At 73.7% G+C, this 17,428-nt stretch carries 17 protein-coding genes; 10 read left to right on the forward strand and 7 right to left on the reverse strand.

Translation table 11 applies throughout. The features are described 5' to 3' along the window. Positions 1-55: 55 nt before the first annotated feature. Positions 56-928: a hypothetical protein gene (locus tag DC008_RS02935; protein ID WP_108705568.1), complete on the reverse strand. Its 873-nt coding sequence runs from the start codon at positions 926-928 to the stop codon at positions 56-58. 289 nt (positions 929-1,217) lie between these two features. Between DC008_RS02935 and DC008_RS02940 the strand changes: the two genes are divergently transcribed. Next, complete coding sequence (locus DC008_RS02940) at positions 1,218-3,278, forward strand: SpoIIE family protein phosphatase (protein WP_164492254.1); 2,061 nt, start codon at positions 1,218-1,220, stop codon at positions 3,276-3,278. 29 nt (positions 3,279-3,307) lie between these two features. Here DC008_RS02940 and DC008_RS02945 read toward each other — a convergent pair whose 3' ends face one another. After that, positions 3,308-4,123, reverse strand: a complete 816-nt coding sequence (locus DC008_RS02945; protein ID WP_108705570.1) for a putative protein N(5)-glutamine methyltransferase — start codon at positions 4,121-4,123, stop codon at positions 3,308-3,310. Between the two features lie 371 nt (positions 4,124-4,494). Here DC008_RS02945 and DC008_RS02950 point away from each other — a divergent pair, with 371 nt between their 5' ends. From DC008_RS02950 to DC008_RS02975, 6 genes are all read left to right on the forward strand, one after another. Then, entirely contained in the window at positions 4,495-5,100 is a 606-nt protein-coding gene (locus DC008_RS02950) for a sulfite oxidase-like oxidoreductase (protein WP_108705571.1), read from the forward strand. Beyond that, the gene (locus tag DC008_RS02955; RefSeq protein ID WP_108705572.1) at positions 5,093-5,866 is read left to right on the forward strand and encodes a ferredoxin reductase; all 774 of its coding nucleotides are present in this window, start codon (positions 5,093-5,095) and stop codon (positions 5,864-5,866) included. The genes DC008_RS02950 and DC008_RS02955 overlap by 8 nt, the downstream gene beginning before the upstream one ends. A gap of 117 nt (positions 5,867-5,983) precedes the next feature. Then, complete coding sequence (locus DC008_RS02960; RefSeq protein WP_108705573.1) at positions 5,984-6,568, forward strand: Rv1733c family protein; 585 nt, start codon at positions 5,984-5,986, stop codon at positions 6,566-6,568. A 122-nt stretch (positions 6,569-6,690) separates the two neighbouring features. Next, entirely contained in the window at positions 6,691-7,659 is a 969-nt protein-coding gene (locus tag DC008_RS02965) for an acetylxylan esterase (protein WP_108705574.1), read from the forward strand. A 131-nt stretch (positions 7,660-7,790) separates the two neighbouring features. Continuing rightward, the gene (locus DC008_RS02970; protein WP_108705575.1) at positions 7,791-8,957 is read left to right on the forward strand and encodes a serine hydrolase domain-containing protein; all 1,167 of its coding nucleotides are present in this window, start codon (positions 7,791-7,793) and stop codon (positions 8,955-8,957) included. Between the two features lie 131 nt (positions 8,958-9,088). Further along, entirely contained in the window at positions 9,089-9,832 is a 744-nt protein-coding gene (locus DC008_RS02975; RefSeq protein WP_108705576.1) for a GntR family transcriptional regulator, read from the forward strand. Here the strand turns inward: DC008_RS02975 and DC008_RS02980 are convergent. The 3 genes from DC008_RS02980 to DC008_RS02990 all read right to left on the reverse strand — a co-directional run bounded on the left by DC008_RS02980 (position 9,802) and on the right by DC008_RS02990 (position 12,067). Next, positions 9,802-10,587 (reverse strand): acyl-CoA thioesterase, encoded by a 786-nt coding sequence (locus DC008_RS02980; RefSeq protein ID WP_108705577.1) that lies wholly within the window; start codon positions 10,585-10,587, stop codon positions 9,802-9,804. The genes DC008_RS02975 and DC008_RS02980 overlap by 31 nt on opposite strands. 173 nt (positions 10,588-10,760) lie before the next feature. Continuing rightward, positions 10,761-11,504, reverse strand: coding sequence for a class I SAM-dependent methyltransferase (locus tag DC008_RS02985; protein ID WP_108705578.1), 744 nt, complete (start codon positions 11,502-11,504; stop codon positions 10,761-10,763). A 5-nt stretch (positions 11,505-11,509) separates the two neighbouring features. Next, complete coding sequence (locus DC008_RS02990; RefSeq protein WP_108705579.1) at positions 11,510-12,067, reverse strand: PadR family transcriptional regulator; 558 nt, start codon at positions 12,065-12,067, stop codon at positions 11,510-11,512. 71 nt (positions 12,068-12,138) lie between these two features. Here DC008_RS02990 and DC008_RS02995 point away from each other — a divergent pair, with 71 nt between their 5' ends. The 3 genes from DC008_RS02995 (at position 12,139) to DC008_RS03005 (ending at position 15,369) form a co-directional block, all read left to right on the forward strand. Beyond that, positions 12,139-12,537 (forward strand): nuclear transport factor 2 family protein, encoded by a 399-nt coding sequence (locus DC008_RS02995; protein WP_108710540.1) that lies wholly within the window; start codon positions 12,139-12,141, stop codon positions 12,535-12,537. A 399-nt stretch (positions 12,538-12,936) separates the two neighbouring features. Further along, positions 12,937-14,073 (forward strand): transcription termination factor Rho, encoded by a 1,137-nt coding sequence (gene rho, locus DC008_RS03000; protein WP_108705580.1) that lies wholly within the window; start codon positions 12,937-12,939, stop codon positions 14,071-14,073. Positions 14,074-14,214: 141 nt separating this feature from the next. Then, entirely contained in the window at positions 14,215-15,369 is a 1,155-nt protein-coding gene (locus DC008_RS03005) for a D-alanyl-D-alanine carboxypeptidase family protein (protein WP_108705581.1), read from the forward strand. Between the two features lie 27 nt (positions 15,370-15,396). On the opposite strand, the gene DC008_RS03010 is transcribed toward DC008_RS03005, so the two are convergent. Next, positions 15,397-16,326, reverse strand: a complete 930-nt coding sequence (locus DC008_RS03010) for a glutaminase (RefSeq protein WP_108710541.1) — start codon at positions 16,324-16,326, stop codon at positions 15,397-15,399. Between the two features lie 63 nt (positions 16,327-16,389). After that, a complete protein-coding gene (locus tag DC008_RS03015) occupies positions 16,390-17,409 on the reverse strand; it encodes an asparaginase (RefSeq protein WP_108705582.1) in 1,020 nt (339 codons plus the stop codon). Between the last annotated feature and the right edge of the window lie 19 nt (positions 17,410-17,428).

The following is a 17,428-nucleotide window of genomic DNA, read 5'->3' on the forward strand; positions in this document are numbered from 1 at the left end:
CACACATGCCGGCGCACTACCGGCGAGGCCGTTCCCATGGGTCCCCGGCCGAGGCTCAGCCCCTGGTGAACCGGTACGTCTTGCTGTCGGTCAGCACACAGAAGCCCGGCGAGATGACGATGACGCGCAGGGTGCCGGTGCGGCGGTCGTAGTCGATGCCCTCCGTCTCGAAGGAGCCCGAGCAGGAGCTGCGCAGCGGGAGCCGGCGCAGGGCGGTGACCCGTCCCGTGACGTCGGAGGTGCCGGGGGCGGCGGAGAGGTCGATCTGCAGCAGCGGCTTGGTGGTGCCGAAGAGGCTGCCGTCGGGGTCGTCGGACGAGCACAGCAGCGTCGTCGCGTCGCGGAAGTCGCAGCCCTGCACATCGCGGACGGGCCGGTCGAGCCGGATGCTGGAGGTCCAGGGCAGGTTCGCCGAGGGGGACGTGGACGGGTTGACGCCGGGCGTCGGGTGGACGAGCAGCCGGGTCATGGTGCCCCACTCGCCGGAGACCATCCACTGCCCGCCCGGTGAGATCGCGACGAAGGAGTTGTTCAGCGCCTCGCCGGGGCCCAGCGCGTGGACGTACTCGGTCCAGCCGCCGCCCGGCGCCTGGACCCGGAACATCTTCGCGGAGCCCGAGTCGGCCTGGTACGGCTCGATGTAGTAGCCGTCGTGGGACGCGTCGGGGTCGCCCACATGGTTCCAGCCGCGGCTTCTGACCGACAGGGGGATCGTGCCGATGCCGGTGTAGCGGTTGGCGCTGTTCGCCGGGACCTCGACGGACGTCAGACCCTGGCTCTCGGTGAGCGGGTCGGCGCGGTCGGAGCCGACCTCCATCCAGTTGTCGGCCGCCTGCGCGGGCGTGGCGGTGGACAGGACGGCGGCCGAGGCGAGGGCCACGAGGCCCGTCAGCAGGGCGTGACAACGTTGCCGGGCACGCTGGGCCATGGGGCGGCTCCTTGGGGGGGTGGGGGCGCGTCGGCGGACAGTGTGGCGGCCCCACATGGTCATGTACAGACCAATGACAGCCATGTCCGCTGTAGCGTCAGCCACAGTCGCGGTCCCACGTGTGTCTTCGGCACCCACCCGCCGTCGTGTTGAGGGATGGTGGAGGTGAGCGACCGAGGGGGCCCGAACACCGTCGGACGCGGTAGAACAAGGGGAGTCGGCACGGGGGATCGACGTGCCACGACTACGGGCGAAGGCGGTGCGTGGGATGTCTCCAGGCGAACGTCCCATGGCCGGGGGCGACGAGCCGGCACGGGGACCGATGGGTCCGAGCGGACTCCTCGACGTGCTCAAGGTGGCGTCCGTCGTGCTGGACGTCGAGGGCCGCATCGTGCTCTGGAGCCCTCAGGCCGAGGAGCTGTTCGGCTATCCGGCGCGCGAGGCGCTCGGCGAGTACGCCGCCCGGATCATGGTCCACGAACAGCACCTGGATCTGGTCGTCAAGCTCTTCGCCGACGTCATGGAGACCGGCGAGGGCTGGGCCGGCGCCTTCCCCATCCGGCGCAAGGACGGCGGCACCCGTCTGGTCGAGTTCCGCAACATGCGGCTGCTGGACGACCAGGGCGACGTCTACGCCCTCGGCCTGTGCGCCGACCAGTCGACGGTCCGTCAGGTGGAGCGGGACGTGGCGCTGTCCACGCGCACCATCGCCCAGGCGCCCGTCGGGCTCGCCGTCCTCGACACCGAGCTGCGCTACGTCTCCGTCAACCCGGCGCTGGCCGAGCTGAACGGCCTCCCCGCCGAGGCGCACCTCGGCCACATGCCGCACGAGCTGATGCAGGACACCGAGGCGGCCCGCACCGTGGAGGCGGCGCTGCGCGCCGTGCTGCGCACCGGCGAGCCCGTCATCAACCGGCGGATCGTGGGCCGTACCCGGGCCCACCCCGACATGGACCGCTTCTGGTCCGTCTCCCTGTACCGCCTGGAGGACACCGCCGGGACGGTGCTCGGGGTGGCCGGGATGGCGGTGGACATCACCGAGCAGCACCAGGCCGCGGTCGCGGCGGAGACCGCGCGGCGCCGGCTCGCGCTCATCGCCGACGCGTCCGCCCGGATCGGCACCACGCTGGAGCTGGACCGTACGGCCGGCGAACTGGCGGACGTCGCCGTGCCGGAGCTCGCCGACGTGGCCGCGGTGGATCTGCTGGACGCCGTCGTGCAGGGCCGGCGCAGCACCCTCGGCCCCGCCGAACCGGCGGTGATCCGCGCCCTCGCCGTCCGCTCGGCGCACGACACCGGCGCCGTGGAGGCCGCCGATCCCCCCGGGCACATCGCCCGCTACGGGCCCGACCGTCTGGTCACCGAGTGCGTGCGCACGGGCGACCCGGTGCTGGTGGCGCGGGTCGGCGACAAGGACCTGCCGCGTATCGCCCGCTCCCCCGAGGCCGCCCGTCAGCTCGGCCGCGCGGGCCTGCACTCGTATCTCGCGGTGCCGCTGATCGCGCGCGGCGAGGTTCTCGGCGCCCTCGACCTCAAGCGCATCCACAACCCGCTGCCGTTCAGCGAGGACGACCTGCTGCTCGCCCGCGAGCTGGCCGCCCGCGCTGCCATCCAGATCGACAACGCCCGCTGGTACCAGAACGCCCGCGACACGGCCCTGACCCTCCAGCGCAGCATGCTGCCCAGCCACCCGCCGGTGACCGGCGGCCTCGAGGTCGCCTCCCGGTACCAGCCGGCCGGCGCGGGCGCGGAGGTCGGCGGTGACTGGTTCGACGTGATCCCGCTGGAGGGCGCCAAGACGGCGCTGGTCGTCGGCGACGTCATGGGCAGCGGCATCGAGGCCGCCGCCACGATGGGCCGGCTGCGCACCGCGACGCACACCCTGGCCTCCCTCGATCTGGAGCCGACGCGGCTTCTGGAGCACCTCGACACGATCACCCAGGGACTCGACCACTCCATCGCGACCTGCGTGTACGCCGTGCACGACCCGGAGCTGCGGCAGTGCCGCATCGCCAACGCCGGGCATCTGCCGCCTGTCCGCGTCCGCCCCGGCCGGCCGCCCGAGCTGCTGGAACTGCCGACGGGCGCCCCGCTCGGCGTGGGTGGTGTCGCCTTCTCCACGACGACCGTCGACCTCGAACCGGGCGACCAGCTCGTCTTCTACACCGACGGTCTGGTGGAGACCCGCCGTCACCCGCTGGACGAACGCCTCGACGCGCTCCTGGCCCTGCTCGACGACCCGGGGCGCCCGCTGCAGGAGTGCTGCGACCTCCTGCTGCGGACGCTGCACCAGCCCGAGAACTCCGACGACGTGGCCCTGCTCATCGCCCGGGTGCTCGACCCCGCCTGAGCGGCCCGCGCGCGTGCCCCCGGCCGGCCTCAGACCTGGCCGACGACCACATGTGCGTAGAGCTCGTCGGAGACCAGCAGGCGGGCCGACAGCCCACTGGCCTCGAAGGTCTCCACGGCCCGCGGCGCCTGGCGCTCGCTCGTCTCGATCAGCAGGCAACCGCCCGGCGCGAGCCAGCGCGGCGCCTCGGCCGCGACCCGGCGCAGCACGTCCAGGCCGTCCGGGCCCCCGTCCAGCGCCACCAGCGGCTCGTGCTCCCGCGCCTCGGCGGGCAGCAGCGGCACCTCACCGGTGGGGACGTACGGCACGTTCGCCGCGAGGATGCCGACGCGGCCGCGCAGTCCGGCGGGCAGGGCCTGAAACAGGTCGCCCTCGTGCACACGGCCACCGAAGGGCGACACATTGTCGCGGGCGCAGCGCACCGCGGCGGGGTCGATGTCGGCGGCGTGCAGTTCGGCCCCGTCGAGCGCGGCGGCCAGGGCCGCTCCCACCGCGCCGGACCCGCAGCACAGGTCGACGACCACCCGGGCGTCGGGGACGTGGGCGAGCGCCTGCCGCACCAGGAACTCGGTCCGGCGGCGCGGGACGAAGACGCCGGGTGCGACGGTGATCCGCAGGCCGGCGAACTCGGCCCAGCCGACGACGAGTTCGAGGGGCAGACCGCTCACGCGCCGGTCCACCAGCGCGGCCAGGTCGCCGGGGTCGGCGGCGGCGGAGATGATGAGCCGGGCCTCGTCCTCGGCGAACACACAGCCGGCGGCACGCAGGGCGCTCACGACGGCGTCGTGGGAGAGGGGTGAGGGAGAGGCGGGGGGCGGGAACGGGGGCGGGGACGCGGGGGGCATGGAAGCCGAGAGCCTTTCGGGAAGCCGAAGGGTGCTCTGGCGGTCGCCTAGCGGCGGAGGTCCGCGCCGATCCGAAGGGTGAGCACCCGACCTGACACAGCGGTGATGGGTCCCACCTCCCGGCTCCTGGGCCGGGGCTCTCCCGGCTGGACGGCATACCTTACCGCAAGGGTCCGGGGCGTTCCGGGCCTTCAGGCCGGGGTCTGTCCGCCGCCTGTGGCGACGCGGTGTCCGGTCGGCGTCACCGCACGTGAGCGGCCTGGCGCCCGGGCGCGGGTCCCCCGCCGGGACGTCGTACGGTGGTACGCGCACCTGCTGTTCCCGTTCGACCAGCGGGCCGTCGCGCGCGGCGGCCTGGAGGCCCCACCCGCATGCATGTCACCCGAGGCTTCACCGGACGCCCGCGCGTCCCGAACGCCGCCCTGCCGCCGGGTCAGTACGACGCCGGTGACGACTGGCCCGTGCTGTCCGCCGAGGTCACCCCGGAGCTGACGCCCGAGGAGTGGTCGTTCCGCATCGACGGCCTGGTGGAGCGGCCGCACACCTGGAACTGGGACGAGGCGCACGCCCTGCCCGCCTCCGCGTACGAGGGCGACATCCACTGTGTGACGAGCTGGTCCAAGTTCGGCGTGCGGTTCGGCGGTGTCTCGCTGGACGCCTTCCTCGATGTGGTCCGGCCCCATGGCTCCGCCACCCATGTGGTCGCCTACGCGCACACCGGGTACACCACCAACCTCCCCCTCGCCGATGTGACCGGCGGGCGCGCGTGGATCGCCTGGGAGTACGACGGGCGTCCGCTCGCCCCCGAGCACGGCGGCCCTGCGCGGTTGATCGTGCCGCATCTGTACTTCTGGAAGAGCGCGAAGTGGATCGCGGGTCTGCGGATCCTCGACCACGACGAGCCGGGTTTCTGGGAGAGCAACGGCTACCACCCGCGCGGCAACCCCTGGGAGGAGCAGCGGTACTCCGGTGACTGAGACCCTCGGTACGGCACAGCCCTTCACTCCCCCGACCCGGTTCGCCGTGCCCGGCCGTATCGCCGTGGACGACCAGGTGGCGTCCGAGTGGCAGGCCGCGACGATCACGGAGGTCCGCCGCGAGACACCGCGGGCGGCCACCTTCCGGCTGGCGGTGCCCGTGTGGCCGGGACATCTGCCCGGCCAGCACCTGATGGTGCGGCTGCGCGCCCGGGACGGCTATGTGGCGCAGCGCCACTACTCGATCGCGTCCGCGCCCGACGACACCGGCCATATCGAGCTGACGCTGGACCATGTCGAGGGTGGTGAGGTGTCCGGCTGGTTCCACACGGTGGCCGAGCCGGGCGACACGGTCGAGGTGCGCGGCCCGGTCAGCGGGTTCTTCGCGTGGCCCGGCGACCGGCCCGCCCTGCTGCTCGGCGCGGGTTCCGGCGTCGTCCCGCTGATGTCGATGGTGCGGCACTCCCGCGCCCGCGGCTCGGACGTGCCGCTGCGGCTGCTGGTGTCCGCCCGCAGCCCCGAGGAGCTGCTCTACGCACGGGAGTACGGCCCCGAGACGACGGCCGTGTTCACACGCTCCGCGCCGGCCGGTGTGCCCGTGGGACGTATGTCCCTCGCACATGTGGCGCCGCTCCTGGCCGAGCGACCGCCCGGTGGGTGGGAGGCCTATGTGTGCGGCTCCAACGGGTTCGCCGAACACGCGTCGCGGCTGCTGGTTGCGGCGGGCCAGCCCGTGGACCGCATCCGGATCGAGCGCTTCGGCTGACCGGCCCGGGCGGGCCGTGGCCGGCCCGTGCGACCGCGTGGCCGATTGAGGTCGATGCGCGGCCGGTGCGAGGGCGGCGCGAGGAGCAACGGCCGGTGTTCGGGGTACCTGGACGGCATGCGAAGCCGGGTACGTGGCCGGCGCCGGCGGCCCAACGAGCTGCGGCGCCGGTCGGATGTCGTCGAGACGTGGACCTCGCTCGGGGTGGGCCTCCTGCTGTTCGTGGCCGCACCCCTGGTGGGCGTGGTCGCGGCGTGGTGGGCCCACGGGGACGCCCACGCCACGGCGGAGAAGCAGCGGGCCGAACGGCGCCAGGTGCGGGCGACGGTGGTCCGCACGGTGTCGGGCGCGCTGCACACCCCGCAGACCGGGCGCCAGCCGTCGGCGAAGGTGACGGTCCGTTGGGCGGAGCCCGGGAGCGGCCCGCGGACGTCGGCCGTGCGCGTCCCCTCGGGCACACGGCCCGGTGACACGGTCCATGTGTGGCTGGACTCCCGCGGCCGGGGCGTGCTGCCGCCGCCGGACGACTCCGCGGTCCGGCTGCACGCGGCGACGATGGGCGTGTGCGCGACGGGCGCCACGGCCGCCGTCGTCGTCCTCGGCCACGGCCTCGTCCGGCACACGGCGATGCGCCGCAGGCTCGCCGAGTGGGACCGGGCCTGGGCCGCCACCGAACCGGTGTGGACGGGCCGCAACGTCTGAGCACGGCCAGCGCCCCAAAGGCCGAGTCGAACGCGGATCCGTGAAGTGCCCCTGGTCAGCGCACCGATCACCGACGTAGCGTGCGGTGGTCCGCGCTCTCTCCTTCCCACAAGGTGAACTCCATGGCCCTCTTCGACCTCCCGCTCGACGAACTGCGCACGTACCGCAGCCGGTCCGTCGAGCCCGAGGACTTCGACGCCTTCTGGTCCACGACGCTGGAGGAGGCGCGCGCGTACGACCTGGACGTCCGCTACGAGCCCGTCGACGCCGGCCTGTCCACGGTGCGGGTGTACGACGTGACGTTCGCCGGGTTCGGCGGACATCCCGTCAAGGGCTGGCTGCGCCTGCCGGCCGGGGCGACCGAACCGCTGCCGCTGGTCGTGGAGTTCGTCGGCTACGGCGGCGGACGCGGGCTGCCGCACGAGAACCTCCTGTGGGCGTCCACGGGCCGTGCCCACTTCATGATGGACACCCGTGGGCAGGGCAGCACCTGGGGCGCCGGCGGCGACACCCCGGACCCGGTGGGGTCCGGACCCGCGCACCCCGGCTATATGACCCGGGGCGTCGAGGCGCCCCAGACGTACTACTACCGCCGGTTGCTCACCGACGCCGTCCGGGCCGTCGAGGCGGCCCGCGCGCACCCGCTCGCCGACGGCGGCCGTACGGTCGTGGCCGGGGAGAGTCAGGGCGGTGGCATCGCGATCGCGGTCGGCGGGCTGGTGCCCGACCTCACGGCGGTGGCGCCGGACGTGCCGTTCCTGTGCGACTTCCCGCGCGCGGTGACCCTGACGGACCGTCGCCCGTACCGGGAGATCGGCGCCTACCTCTCGACGCACCGGGGCCGCACCACCGACGTCCTGCGCACCCTGTCCTACTTCGACGGCGTCCACTTCGCCGCGCGCGGCCGGGCACCAGCCCTGTTCTCTGCGGCGCTGGAGGACCAGACCTGCCCGCCGTCGACGGTGTTCGCGGCGTTCAACGCCTGGGCACACGACGAGAAGGCCATCGAGGTCTACGACTTCAACGACCACGAGGGCGGCGGCCCGTATCACCAGGTGGCCAAGCTGGACTGGCTGCGCTCCTACGCCTGACGGGCGCCTGCCCGGCCGCCGCGCGCCCGCCCCCTTCCCCGCAGTCCGACCAGTCGGTACGTTCAGGGAGCCCGGGACCGCTCCGGCGGGCCCCCGGTCACCTCGGTGGACGACGAAGGGTGGAGTAGCTCATGACGGACCCTGCGGCGCGAGTGCACGGGCATTGCGATCCACGGTTCGCGGCGGTGCGCACGGCGTTCGAGGCGAACTTCCGGGAGCGGGGCGAGCTGGGGGCCGCGGTCGCCGTGACGGTCGGCGGCGAGACGGTCGTGGACCTGTGGGGCGGCTGGGCGGACGAGGCCCGCAGCCGCCCCTGGGAACGCGACACACTGGTCAACGTCTGGTCGACGACCAAGGGTCCGACGGCCCTGTGCGCGCACATCCTGGCCGACCGGGGGCTGCTCGACCTGGACGCGCCGGTGGCCGACCACTGGCCGGAGTTCGCGGCCGCGGGCAAGGAGGGGGTCCTCGTACGGCATCTGCTGGCACACCGGGCCGGCCTGCCGGGGCTGCGTGAGCCGCACTCGCTCGAGCAGCTCTACGACTGGGAGGCGACGACCGGGCGGCTCGCGGCGACGGAGCCCTGGTGGACACCTGGGACGGCGTCCGGGTACCACGCGCTCACCTACGGCTTCCTGGTCGGGGAGGTCGTACGGCGGGTGTCGGGGCTGCTGCCGGGGGCGTTCCTGGAGCGCGAGGTGACCGGGCCGCTCGGCGTCGACTTCACGATCGGGCTGCCGGAGAAGGAGTCCGGCCGGGCGGCCGAGCTGGTCCAGCCGCCGGCCGGCCCGGAGGGCGAAGGGCCCGCCGCACCGGCCGCGTTGCCGCCCGTGGCGCTGGCCGCGCTGGCCAATCCGGCGGTGGGCGCCGAGCAGGCCGGCACCGCCGCCTGGCGGGCGGCCGAGATCCCCGCCGCGAACGGGCACGGCACCGCGCGGGCGGTCGCGGCGCTGTACGGGATCCTCGCGGGCGGCGGTTCGTACGGCGGCCTGCGGTTCCTGTCCCCGGAGGCGGCCGAGCGGGTGCGGGAGGGGCAGGGCAGCTGCCGTGACCTGGTGCTGGGGGCAGGACTGGGGCACGACACGGAGATCGGGCTGGGGTTGTGGCTCAGCGGCGCCGATGGCTCGTACGGACCCAACCCACGGGCTTTCGGACATGACGGCTTCGGCGGCTCCTGCGGTCTGGCCGATCCGGAGGCGGGGGTGTCGATGGGGTATGTGATGAACCGGATGGGGCCGCATATCGCCGACGATCCCCGCAAGATGACCTTGGTCGACGCCGTGTACGCCTCACTCTGAGTCAGTGGACGACCACGCGGTTTCGGCCGAAGTGGAGGCCGACCCTTCCCTCATGGTTTAGACCAATGCTTGGATCTGGTGACGCAAGGAGCCCGCACGGCTACGACACGTCACCGATCAGGAGGCGCGGCATGGTCCGCACCACCCCGCACGAACGCCCTCTCACCACAGCGCAGCCGCTGTACTGGCGGATCGCCACCCAGCTGCTGGGCGAGCTGCGCGACGGCACCATCCCGCCCGGTGAACGGCTGCCGGGGGAGCGCCAGTTGGCCGGGCATTTCGGAGTCAGCAGGGAGACCGTACGACAGGCGCTGGAGGTGCTGCGCAGCAGTGGTCTGGTCGCCACCGACCGGCGCGGCAGCCACGCCAGCCTGCCGGGCCTGCCGGTCGAGACGCCGACGGCGGTGGCGTTCCCGATCGGCGCCCGGGCCACGGGTCCGGGCGCCGTGGACCGGGCCGCGGTCGCCTGGGAGCTTCCCTCGCCGGAGCATGCCGAGGCGCTGGGGATCGATCCGCACCGCCCGACGCTGGTGCACCGCCACGAGTCCACCGGCGCCGACGGCCGGGCCCGGCGCACGGCCGTGACGACGTTCTCGGCCGTGGCGCTCGCGGAGGTGGTGGAGCTGGCCCGCTACCGGGACCGCGCGGACGGCTCCGGTGCGGCCGAACTGCGCCGCGCCTACGACTGGATGCGCCGGGCGGGCCTGACGCTGCATCACCGGGACGCCATCACCCGCTTGCCGGGCGGCTCCTCGGTACGGGTCACCCGGCGCTCCCACGACCAGTACGGGCGCCCGCTGGAGATCACGGACCTGGTCGTGGACGCCCATCAGGACGCGCTGGTCTACGAGTTCACGGTCCCGGCGGCGGGCTGAGGGCGGACGACCCTCGACTGCCGGGCCAGGGCCAGCAGGCGGCCGTCGGCGGCGCGGACGACACTGTCGTCGACGGCCCAGCCACCACCCGCGTGCTCGGTGCGGATGGTCACCAGCGCCCAGCCGTCCACGGCACCCTCGTCGAGAACGTCGGTGAGATGGACGGTGAGTTCGGCGGTGGGCACCGGACGTGGGGTGTCCCAGACGGCGTACAGCGCGGGCGGCAGGACGTCGGTGAGGGTGACGACCGCCGCCGCGTCGAGCGGCCGGCCGTCCAGGACGCGGATCCACGCGGTGAGTTCCGCCCGTCCCCCACCGGCGAGCGGGCGGTCCGCCGTCGGCGGGCGTATCTCCAACTGCTGCGAGAACGGTGACAGTTCGGCCGGGAGCCGCAGCAGCGGGGAGTCCTCGGGCCCGGGCACGCGCGGCGCCGGGTGCGCGTACGGCACGTCCTGGCGCCGGGCGCCGAAGAGGGCGGACCCCAGGACGACCGGGGCGCCGTTCTGGTGGCCGGTGAAGACACAGGTCGCCGTGCGCCGGCCCGGGGCGGCCGGGGCCGCACCGGAGAAGTGCAGCGGACTGTCGTCCACGGGGGCGAGGTAGTGGGTGGTCAGCGTGCGGACCGGGTGCGCGGCGCCGGGGAAGCGGTCGCGGACGGCGGTCAGCGCGAGGGCGGCGACATGGCCGCCGTGCGCCCCCTCCCAGGACCACCAGGCAGGGTCGACGCGGGTCTCGGTGTCGGTCGTGGTGCTCACCCGGTCACGATAGCCGCGCGAGTTTGAAAAACAAACCCTTTCTCGATATCAAGTTCGGAAATCCAACCCTGCTCCTCACGGGCCATTTGTGTCGACCATTTGTGCAGGCCATCTGTGCAGGCCATCTGTGCAGGCCATCTGCGCAGGCCATCTGCGCAGGCCATCTGCGCAGGTCATTTCAGGGGCCGGCGCGCCACCACCATCCGCACCCGAGGGCTGCCGTCCCGCCGCGCGCCGAACTCGGGCAGCGGCTGCCAGGACACCTCGAACCCCGCCTCCGCGAGGCCCGCGCGCACCTCCGCCAGCCGGAAGGTGCGGTAGTACATGACGAACGGCGGCCGCCGGACGGCGTTGCGTACGCGCATCACCGCGTCGAAGCCCAGCAGCGCCCAGTAGGCGGGCGACGTGGGGCGCGGCGGCGCCACGACCGGGAAGGCGAAGCGGCCGCCCGGCCGCAGGACCGTGTGGACCTGGGCGAAGAGTCCGGGCAGCTCACGCGGCAGGAAGTGGCCGAACGCCCCGAAACTCACCACCAGGTCGAAGGCGGACGTGAACGGCAGCGCACGGGCGTCCGCACGCACCCAGTGCACCCGGGGCCCGTCACCCGTCCGTGAGCCCGGCACGGCCCGCCGCCGGGCGACCTCGAGCATGCCCGCGCTGAAGTCGACACCGGTGACGCTGCGCCGGCACAGCTCGCCCAGGACACCCGCCCCGGCGCCCGTACCGCAGCACAGGTCCAGTCCGTCCTCGTACGGGCCGTCGGCGGCGAGCGCGCCCCTGACGGCGGTCAGGACCGAGTCCGGCGTACGGAACGGCGTGTGGTCGAACTTGGGGGCGAGCAGGTCGTAGCCGCGCTCGACCGACGACAGGGCCTGGACGGTGAGTTCGCGCAGGCTGGGACCCTCGGGGCTGAACATCGCCGTCACCCCGCCGCGACACGTCGGCCGAGGACCGCGAGGACGCGGTCGCACCAGCGCAGGTTCTCCTCCTCGAAGGAGATACCCGCCAGCAGCGTCAGATAGGGCCCGATGCGCTCCGCGTCCCGCAGATACTCCTCCTCGGTCCGGCCGTCCAGCAGCCGTTCGCGGACGCGTTCGTAGCGGTCGAGCTTTCCGCGCGCCCAGCCCCGGCGCTCCTCGACCAGCGCGCGGGCGGTCTCCGCGTCCTCCATGGCCTGGACCTTGATGAGGAGTTCGTCCCGGATGGCGGTGGGCCTCCGGGGCGGTTCGGCGGCGAAGGCGCGCAGGTCGGCGCGACCGGCCTCGGTGAGCGTGAACATCCGTTTGTTGGGGCGGCGTTCCTGCTGCACGAACCTGGCCTCGACGAGGCCGTCCTGGGCGAGGCGTTCCAGTTCCCGGTAGAGCTGCTGCGGGGTCGCGGGCCAGAAGTTCGCGAACGAGATGTCGAAGAGCTTGGACAGCTCGTAGCCCGAGGCCTCACCCTCGAGCAGGGCGGCGAGCACGGCGTACTTGAGGGACATGTGGACACCGTAACAGCGGGTGACTATTGTCATCCGCACTTACTCAACTAATTGACTATGAGGTGATCCGGATGCACGCTTTCCGTGCGGCGGTCGAGGCGGGTGACACCGACGCCATCGAGGCGTTGCTGGCGGAGGACGTCGTCTTCACCAGCCCGGCGGTGTTCAAGCCGTACACCGGCAAGGCGATCACGGCGGCGATCCTGCGCGGTGTCGTCCGGGTCTTCGAGGACTTCAAGTACGTCCGCGAGATCAACGACGCGGGCGGCCGCGACCACGCGCTGGTCTTCACCGCGCGGGTCGGCGACAAGCAGGTCACCGGCTGCGACTTCCTGTCGGTGAACGAGGACGGGCTGATCGACGACTTCATGGTGATGGTGCGCCCGCTGTCCGGGCTCCAGGCGCTGGCCGAGGCCATGGGTGCGCAGTTCGACCGGATCGTGGCGGACGCCGAGACGCGCTCCGCGTAGAGGTCTCGCACGGGCGGGCGGCGGGTGTGGTGGTCCTCCCGCCGCCCGTCGCGCTGCTCAACTCCCGCTGTCCCGTACCCCGTTCGACAGGGCTTGAAGAGCCCCCGCCGTACGCACTGCTCGCCATGCCCTGAAGCCCCGTGGTACGGTCCAGACAGCACTTGTGTACGCCCCGTCGTGGGCGCCGGTGCCTGTCCCTCTCCCCCGTTCGCCGGTCGGCGTACCGGCGGCTTTCTCTCCCACCTCGTGTGACCAGCGATTTCGCTTCGTTCGACGAGGTGCCGTTCTCGCCGCCCGCGAAGGCACGTTCCACGCCTTCCCGTCTCTCACGCGGCCCTTCCCCTCCCTCACGCATGTCCTCTGTCTTCCGTCTGTCTTCCGTCCGAAAGGACACCCACCATGACCACCACACTCGAACACCCCACGGCACCCGAGCGGGCCGCCGTCCACGCCGTCACCGGTGTCCTCGACATCGACGCGAGCGGGAAGGGGCATCTGCGGTCCCCGAACCTGCTGCCCTCCCCCGCCGACCCACAGGTCTCCCCCGCGCTGATCCGCCGGTACGGCCTGCGCAAGGGCGACCTCGTCGAGGGCGAACGCGGCGAGCGCCGCACCCTCACCGGCGTCGTCCGCGTCGACGGGCGCACGCCCGGCCACGAGCGCCGCCGCTTCGGCGATCTGACGCCGCTGCACCCCCGGGAGCGCCTCCGCCTGGAGCACCCGGCGTCCGGTGCGGCCGGGCGGGTCGCCGACCTCATCGCCCCCGTCGGCAAGGGACAGCGCGGACTGATCGTGGCGCCGCCCAAGACGGGCAAGACCGTGCTGCTCCAGCAGATCGCGGCGGCCGTCGCCGGCAACCACCCGGAGTGCCGGCTGATGGTCGTACTCCTCGACGAACGCCCCGAGGAGGTCACCGACATGCGGCGCTCCGTGCGCGGCGAGGTCTACGCCTCCACCTTCGACCGGTCGCCCAGGCAGCACATCGCACTGGCCGAGCTGGTCGTCGAGCGGGCCAAGCGGCTGGTGGAGGCGGGCGACGACGTCGTCATCCTGTTCGACTCGCTGACCCGGCTGTGCCGGGCGCACAACAACGCGGCCGGTTCCGGCGGCCGCACCCTGAGCGGCGGTGTCGACGCTGCCGCGTTGCAGGGCCCCAAGCGGTTCTTCGGTGCCGCGCGGCTCGCCGAGGAGGGCGGTTCGCTCACCGTCCTCGCCACAGCCCTCGTCGAGACGGGGTCCCGGGCCGACGACTACTTCTTCGAGGAGCTCAAGAGCACCGGCAACATGGAGCTGCGGCTGAGCCGGGAGCTGGCCTCCCGCCGTGTCTTCCCCGCCGTCGAGATCGACCCGTCCGGCACCCGCCGCGAGGAACTGCTGCTGTCGCCGGGCGAGTTGAACGCGGTACGAGGCCTGCGCCGGGCCCTGCGCAGCCGGGACGGCCTCAGCGGTACGGAGACCCTGCTGGAGCGGATGCGCGAGACCCCGGACAACGCCACGTTCCTGCGGCGCATCCAGCCGACACTGCCGGCCGCCTGACGCGCCGGCCGTCCGACCTCGCCGCCTGCCACCTGCCACCTGCCACCTGCCACCTGCCGGGCATCGCCCGTCCGGGTGCCGGAGCGGCCCGCGCGGCCCGGGCAGCGCCCCGCGGCCGTCTCCTGTTCCTACGTTGGCGGTATGAAGATCGGATTTACCGCACGGGCTCTCGTGTCCGCCTGCGCCCTCGGCGCGGCCGGTATGCTGGCGCTGGCGCCCGCCTCCGCCTCCGCGCACCCCGGGCACGACCCCGACCCGCCACGCGGACCCCGCGCGACCCCGCCGCCCGCGCTGCTGTACCGGTCCGGCACCCAGGTGAGGCCCCACGCGGACGCCCCCGCGCTGCCCCGCCTCTCCGCGCGGTCCTGGCTGGTGGCCGACGCCGACTCCGGCGAGGTGCTCGCCGCCCACGAGGCGCACCGCCCGCTGCCGCCCGCCAGCACGCTCAAGACCCTGTTCGCCCTCACGGTCCTGCCCACGCTCCCCGCCGGAGTCCCGCACACCGTGCGCCCCGAGGAGCTGGCGGGCATCGGTCCCGGCTCCAGCCTGGTCGGCGTCGCGGAGGGCCGCACCTACCGGGTCGCCGACCTGTGGCGCGGGGTGTTCCTCAGCTCGGGCAACGACGCCGTCCGGGTCCTGGCCGCGCTCAACGGCGGCTGGCGGGCCACGGCGGCACGGATGCAGGAGAAGGCGCGCGCCCTGGGCGCCCTCGACACCCGGGTGCTGTCACCGGACGGCTACGACACCCCGGGGCAGGTGTCCTCGGCGTACGACCTGGCGGTGTTCGGGCGGGCGGGGCTGCGCAACGCCGACTTCGCGCGGTACTGCGGCACGGCGGAGGCCCTCTTCCCCGGAGCGGGCGGCCGGGCGTACGGGATCCGCAACACCAACCGGCTGCTGACCGGCGCGGACGGCGTGGCCCGCTACCCCGGGGCGATCGGCGTCAAGAACGGCTACACCACCGAGGCGGGCAACACCCTGGTCGCCGCCGCCCGCCGCGGCGGGCGCACCCTCGTGGTCACCGTGCTCAACCCGCGGGCGGGCGGCGGGCACGCCGTCTACGAGGAGGCGTCCGCGCTGCTCGACTGGGGGTTCGGTGCTGCCGGACGCGTGGAGCCGGTCGGCTCGCTCGACGGGCGGCGGGCCAGACCCGGGCCGGGCCCCAGCGCCGTACCGGTGGTGGCCGCCGCGCCGCCCGAGCGGCGGGTGGGCTGGGCGGAGGCGTGCGCGATCGCCGGAGCGGCCGGCATGGGAGCGGGGGCCGTGTCGCTGGTGACGCGGGGCCGGACCGAGTGACCGGAGGCGGGCGCCGGAGCACCGGTGTCAGAACACCGAGACGCCCGTGAGCGTGGTGAAACGGTCGAGGGCCGCCACACCGGCCACCGAGTTGCCGCGCTCGTCCAGGCCGGGGCTCCATACGCACAGCGTGCAGCGACCGGGGACGACGGCGATGATGCCGCCGCCCACCCCGCTCTTGCCGGGCAGGCCCACCCGGTAGGCGAAGTCGCCGGCGGCGTCGTACGTGCCGCAGGTCAGCATGATCGCGTTGATCTGCTTGGCCTGGCTGAGGCTGAGCAGCCGGGTGCCGTCGGCCCGGACGCCGTGCCGCGCCAGAAACATGGTCGCCAGGGCGAGGTCCGCACAGGACGCCATGATGGAGCACTGCCGGAAGTAGTCGTCCAGCAGGACGGGCACGGGGTTGTCGATGTTGCCGTAGGACGCCATCAGGTGGGCGAGGGCGGCGTTGCGGTCCCCGTGCGCCGTCTCGGAGGCGGCCACCTCGAGGTCGAAGTCCAGGCCGTCGTTGCCGCTCTCGGCGCGCAGGAAGGTCAGCAGTTCGCTCGCCGCGTCGCCGGTGCGGGTGTGGAGGCGGTCGGTGACGACGAGGGCGCCGGCGTTGATGAACGGGTTGCGCGGGATGCCGTTCTCGTACTCCAGCTGCACCAGCGAGTTGAACGGGTTGCCGGACGGTTCGCGGCCCACGTGCTCCCACAGCTCGTCGCCCTCGCGGGCGAGGTCGAGGGCGAGGGTGAACACCTTGGTGATGGACTGCGCGGAGAACGGCTCGCGCCAGTCCCCCACGCCGTACACGGTGCCGTCGAGCTCGGCGACCGCCATGCCGAAGCTGCGGGGATCGCGGGCCGCGAGCGCCGGGATGTAGTCGGCGGGCCGGCCCCGGCCGGGGGTCCGCTCGATCTCCTCGGCGATGCGCTCCAGGATCGACTGGAAGGTCAGGGGCGTCGACGCTGCCATGATCACATCATGCCCTTCCGGGGGTCCCTTCGCGTGCCCGGCGGTTCAAGCCCTGCAGACCGTTCAGGCCGAGAGGGCCGAGACCGGGGCCGGCTCCAGCGCGGGCACGGGCTGCACCCGGCCCACCTCATGGCCGCCGCCCAGCAGGGCCTCGCCCCGGAACTCGGTGAGCGACACGGGGTCGACACCGGCCCACGCGAGCGCCGCCGCGGCGACCGGGACGCGCGCCCGGTTCGCCCCGTCGGCGATCTTGACGGCGACGGCCCGTCCGTCCGGGAGGGCCGCGACCTGTACGCCCTCGAAGCCGTCCTTGGCGAGCAGGCCCGGCACGGCCCGCATCAGCGCCGCGACGTCCCGGCCCGAGCCGGAGGCCATCTCGGCGTGGGTGCGCATGGCGTCCGCGACGCGCGCCTCGGGGGTACCGGGCGCGGCCGTGGTGATCCGGGCGGCGGCGCGCGCCAGCCCGTGCAGGGAGATGGAGAACAGCGGTGCCCCGCACCCGTCGACGCTGACCCGGGCTGTGCGCTGCCCGGTGAGGTCCTCGACGATCTCGGCGATCGCCTGCTGGAGGGGGTGGGCGGGGTCGAGGTAGTCGTCCAGGGACCAGCCGTTGAGCCGGCAGGTGTAGAGCATGGCGGCGTGCTTGCCGGAGCAGTTCTGGGCGAGCCGGGACGGCGGACGGCCCTCGCGCACCCAGGTGTCCCGTACGACCGGGTCGTACGGCAGGTCCGGGACGTTGCGCAGGTCGTCCTCGGTGAGTCCGGCGAGTTCGAGTATGCGCCGGGTGCCGGCGAGGTGGCGTTCCTCGCCGGAGTGGCTGGCCGCGGCGAGCGAGAGCAGCGCGCCGTCGAGCGGGAGCCCGGCGCGCACCATGGCGACGGCCTGGACGGGCTTGATCGCCGAGCGCGGGTAGAAGGCGGCCTCGATGTCGCCGAGCTGGAGCTGTACGGCGCCGTCGGGGCCGAGGACGACGACGGAGCCGTGGTGGGTGCCCTCGATGACGCCGCTGCGGACGAGGTGGGCGACGGGCGCGTGCAGGGGTGCGCGGACGAGGGGTGCGTCCGCCATGGTGCTGGAGTACATCACTGCCTGGGGGTCGTAG

Source organism: Streptomyces nigra (assembly GCF_003074055.1).
GTDB classification, from domain to species: Bacteria; Actinomycetota; Actinomycetes; order Streptomycetales; family Streptomycetaceae; genus Streptomyces; species Streptomyces nigra.

Excerpts from the sequence above, each read along its gene's own strand:
- rho (WP_108705580.1), top strand. The coding sequence starts at position 12,937 with ATGACCACCACACTCGAACACCCCACGGCACCCGAGCGGGCCGCCGTC.
- DC008_RS02975 (WP_108705576.1), top strand. The coding sequence starts at position 9,089 with ATGGTCCGCACCACCCCGCACGAACGCCCTCTCACCACAGCGCAGCCG.
- DC008_RS03010 (WP_108710541.1), bottom strand. The coding sequence starts at position 16,326 with ATGGCAGCGTCGACGCCCCTGACCTTCCAGTCGATCCTGGAGCGCATC.
- DC008_RS02995 (WP_108710540.1), top strand. The coding sequence starts at position 12,139 with ATGCACGCTTTCCGTGCGGCGGTCGAGGCGGGTGACACCGACGCCATC.
- DC008_RS02940 (WP_164492254.1), top strand. The coding sequence starts at position 1,218 with ATGGCCGGGGGCGACGAGCCGGCACGGGGACCGATGGGTCCGAGCGGA.
- DC008_RS02960 (WP_108705573.1), top strand. The coding sequence starts at position 5,984 with ATGCGAAGCCGGGTACGTGGCCGGCGCCGGCGGCCCAACGAGCTGCGG.
- DC008_RS03015 (WP_108705582.1), bottom strand. The coding sequence starts at position 17,409 with ATGTACTCCAGCACCATGGCGGACGCACCCCTCGTCCGCGCACCCCTG.
- DC008_RS02970 (WP_108705575.1), top strand. The coding sequence starts at position 7,791 with ATGACGGACCCTGCGGCGCGAGTGCACGGGCATTGCGATCCACGGTTC.
- DC008_RS02950 (WP_108705571.1), top strand. The coding sequence starts at position 4,495 with ATGCATGTCACCCGAGGCTTCACCGGACGCCCGCGCGTCCCGAACGCC.
- DC008_RS03005 (WP_108705581.1), top strand. The coding sequence starts at position 14,215 with ATGAAGATCGGATTTACCGCACGGGCTCTCGTGTCCGCCTGCGCCCTC.
- DC008_RS02945 (WP_108705570.1), bottom strand. The coding sequence starts at position 4,123 with ATGCCCCCCGCGTCCCCGCCCCCGTTCCCGCCCCCCGCCTCTCCCTCA.
- DC008_RS02935 (WP_108705568.1), bottom strand. The coding sequence starts at position 928 with ATGGCCCAGCGTGCCCGGCAACGTTGTCACGCCCTGCTGACGGGCCTC.
- DC008_RS02965 (WP_108705574.1), top strand. The coding sequence starts at position 6,691 with ATGGCCCTCTTCGACCTCCCGCTCGACGAACTGCGCACGTACCGCAGC.
- DC008_RS02990 (WP_108705579.1), bottom strand. The coding sequence starts at position 12,067 with ATGTCCCTCAAGTACGCCGTGCTCGCCGCCCTGCTCGAGGGTGAGGCC.
- DC008_RS02985 (WP_108705578.1), bottom strand. The coding sequence starts at position 11,504 with ATGTTCAGCCCCGAGGGTCCCAGCCTGCGCGAACTCACCGTCCAGGCC.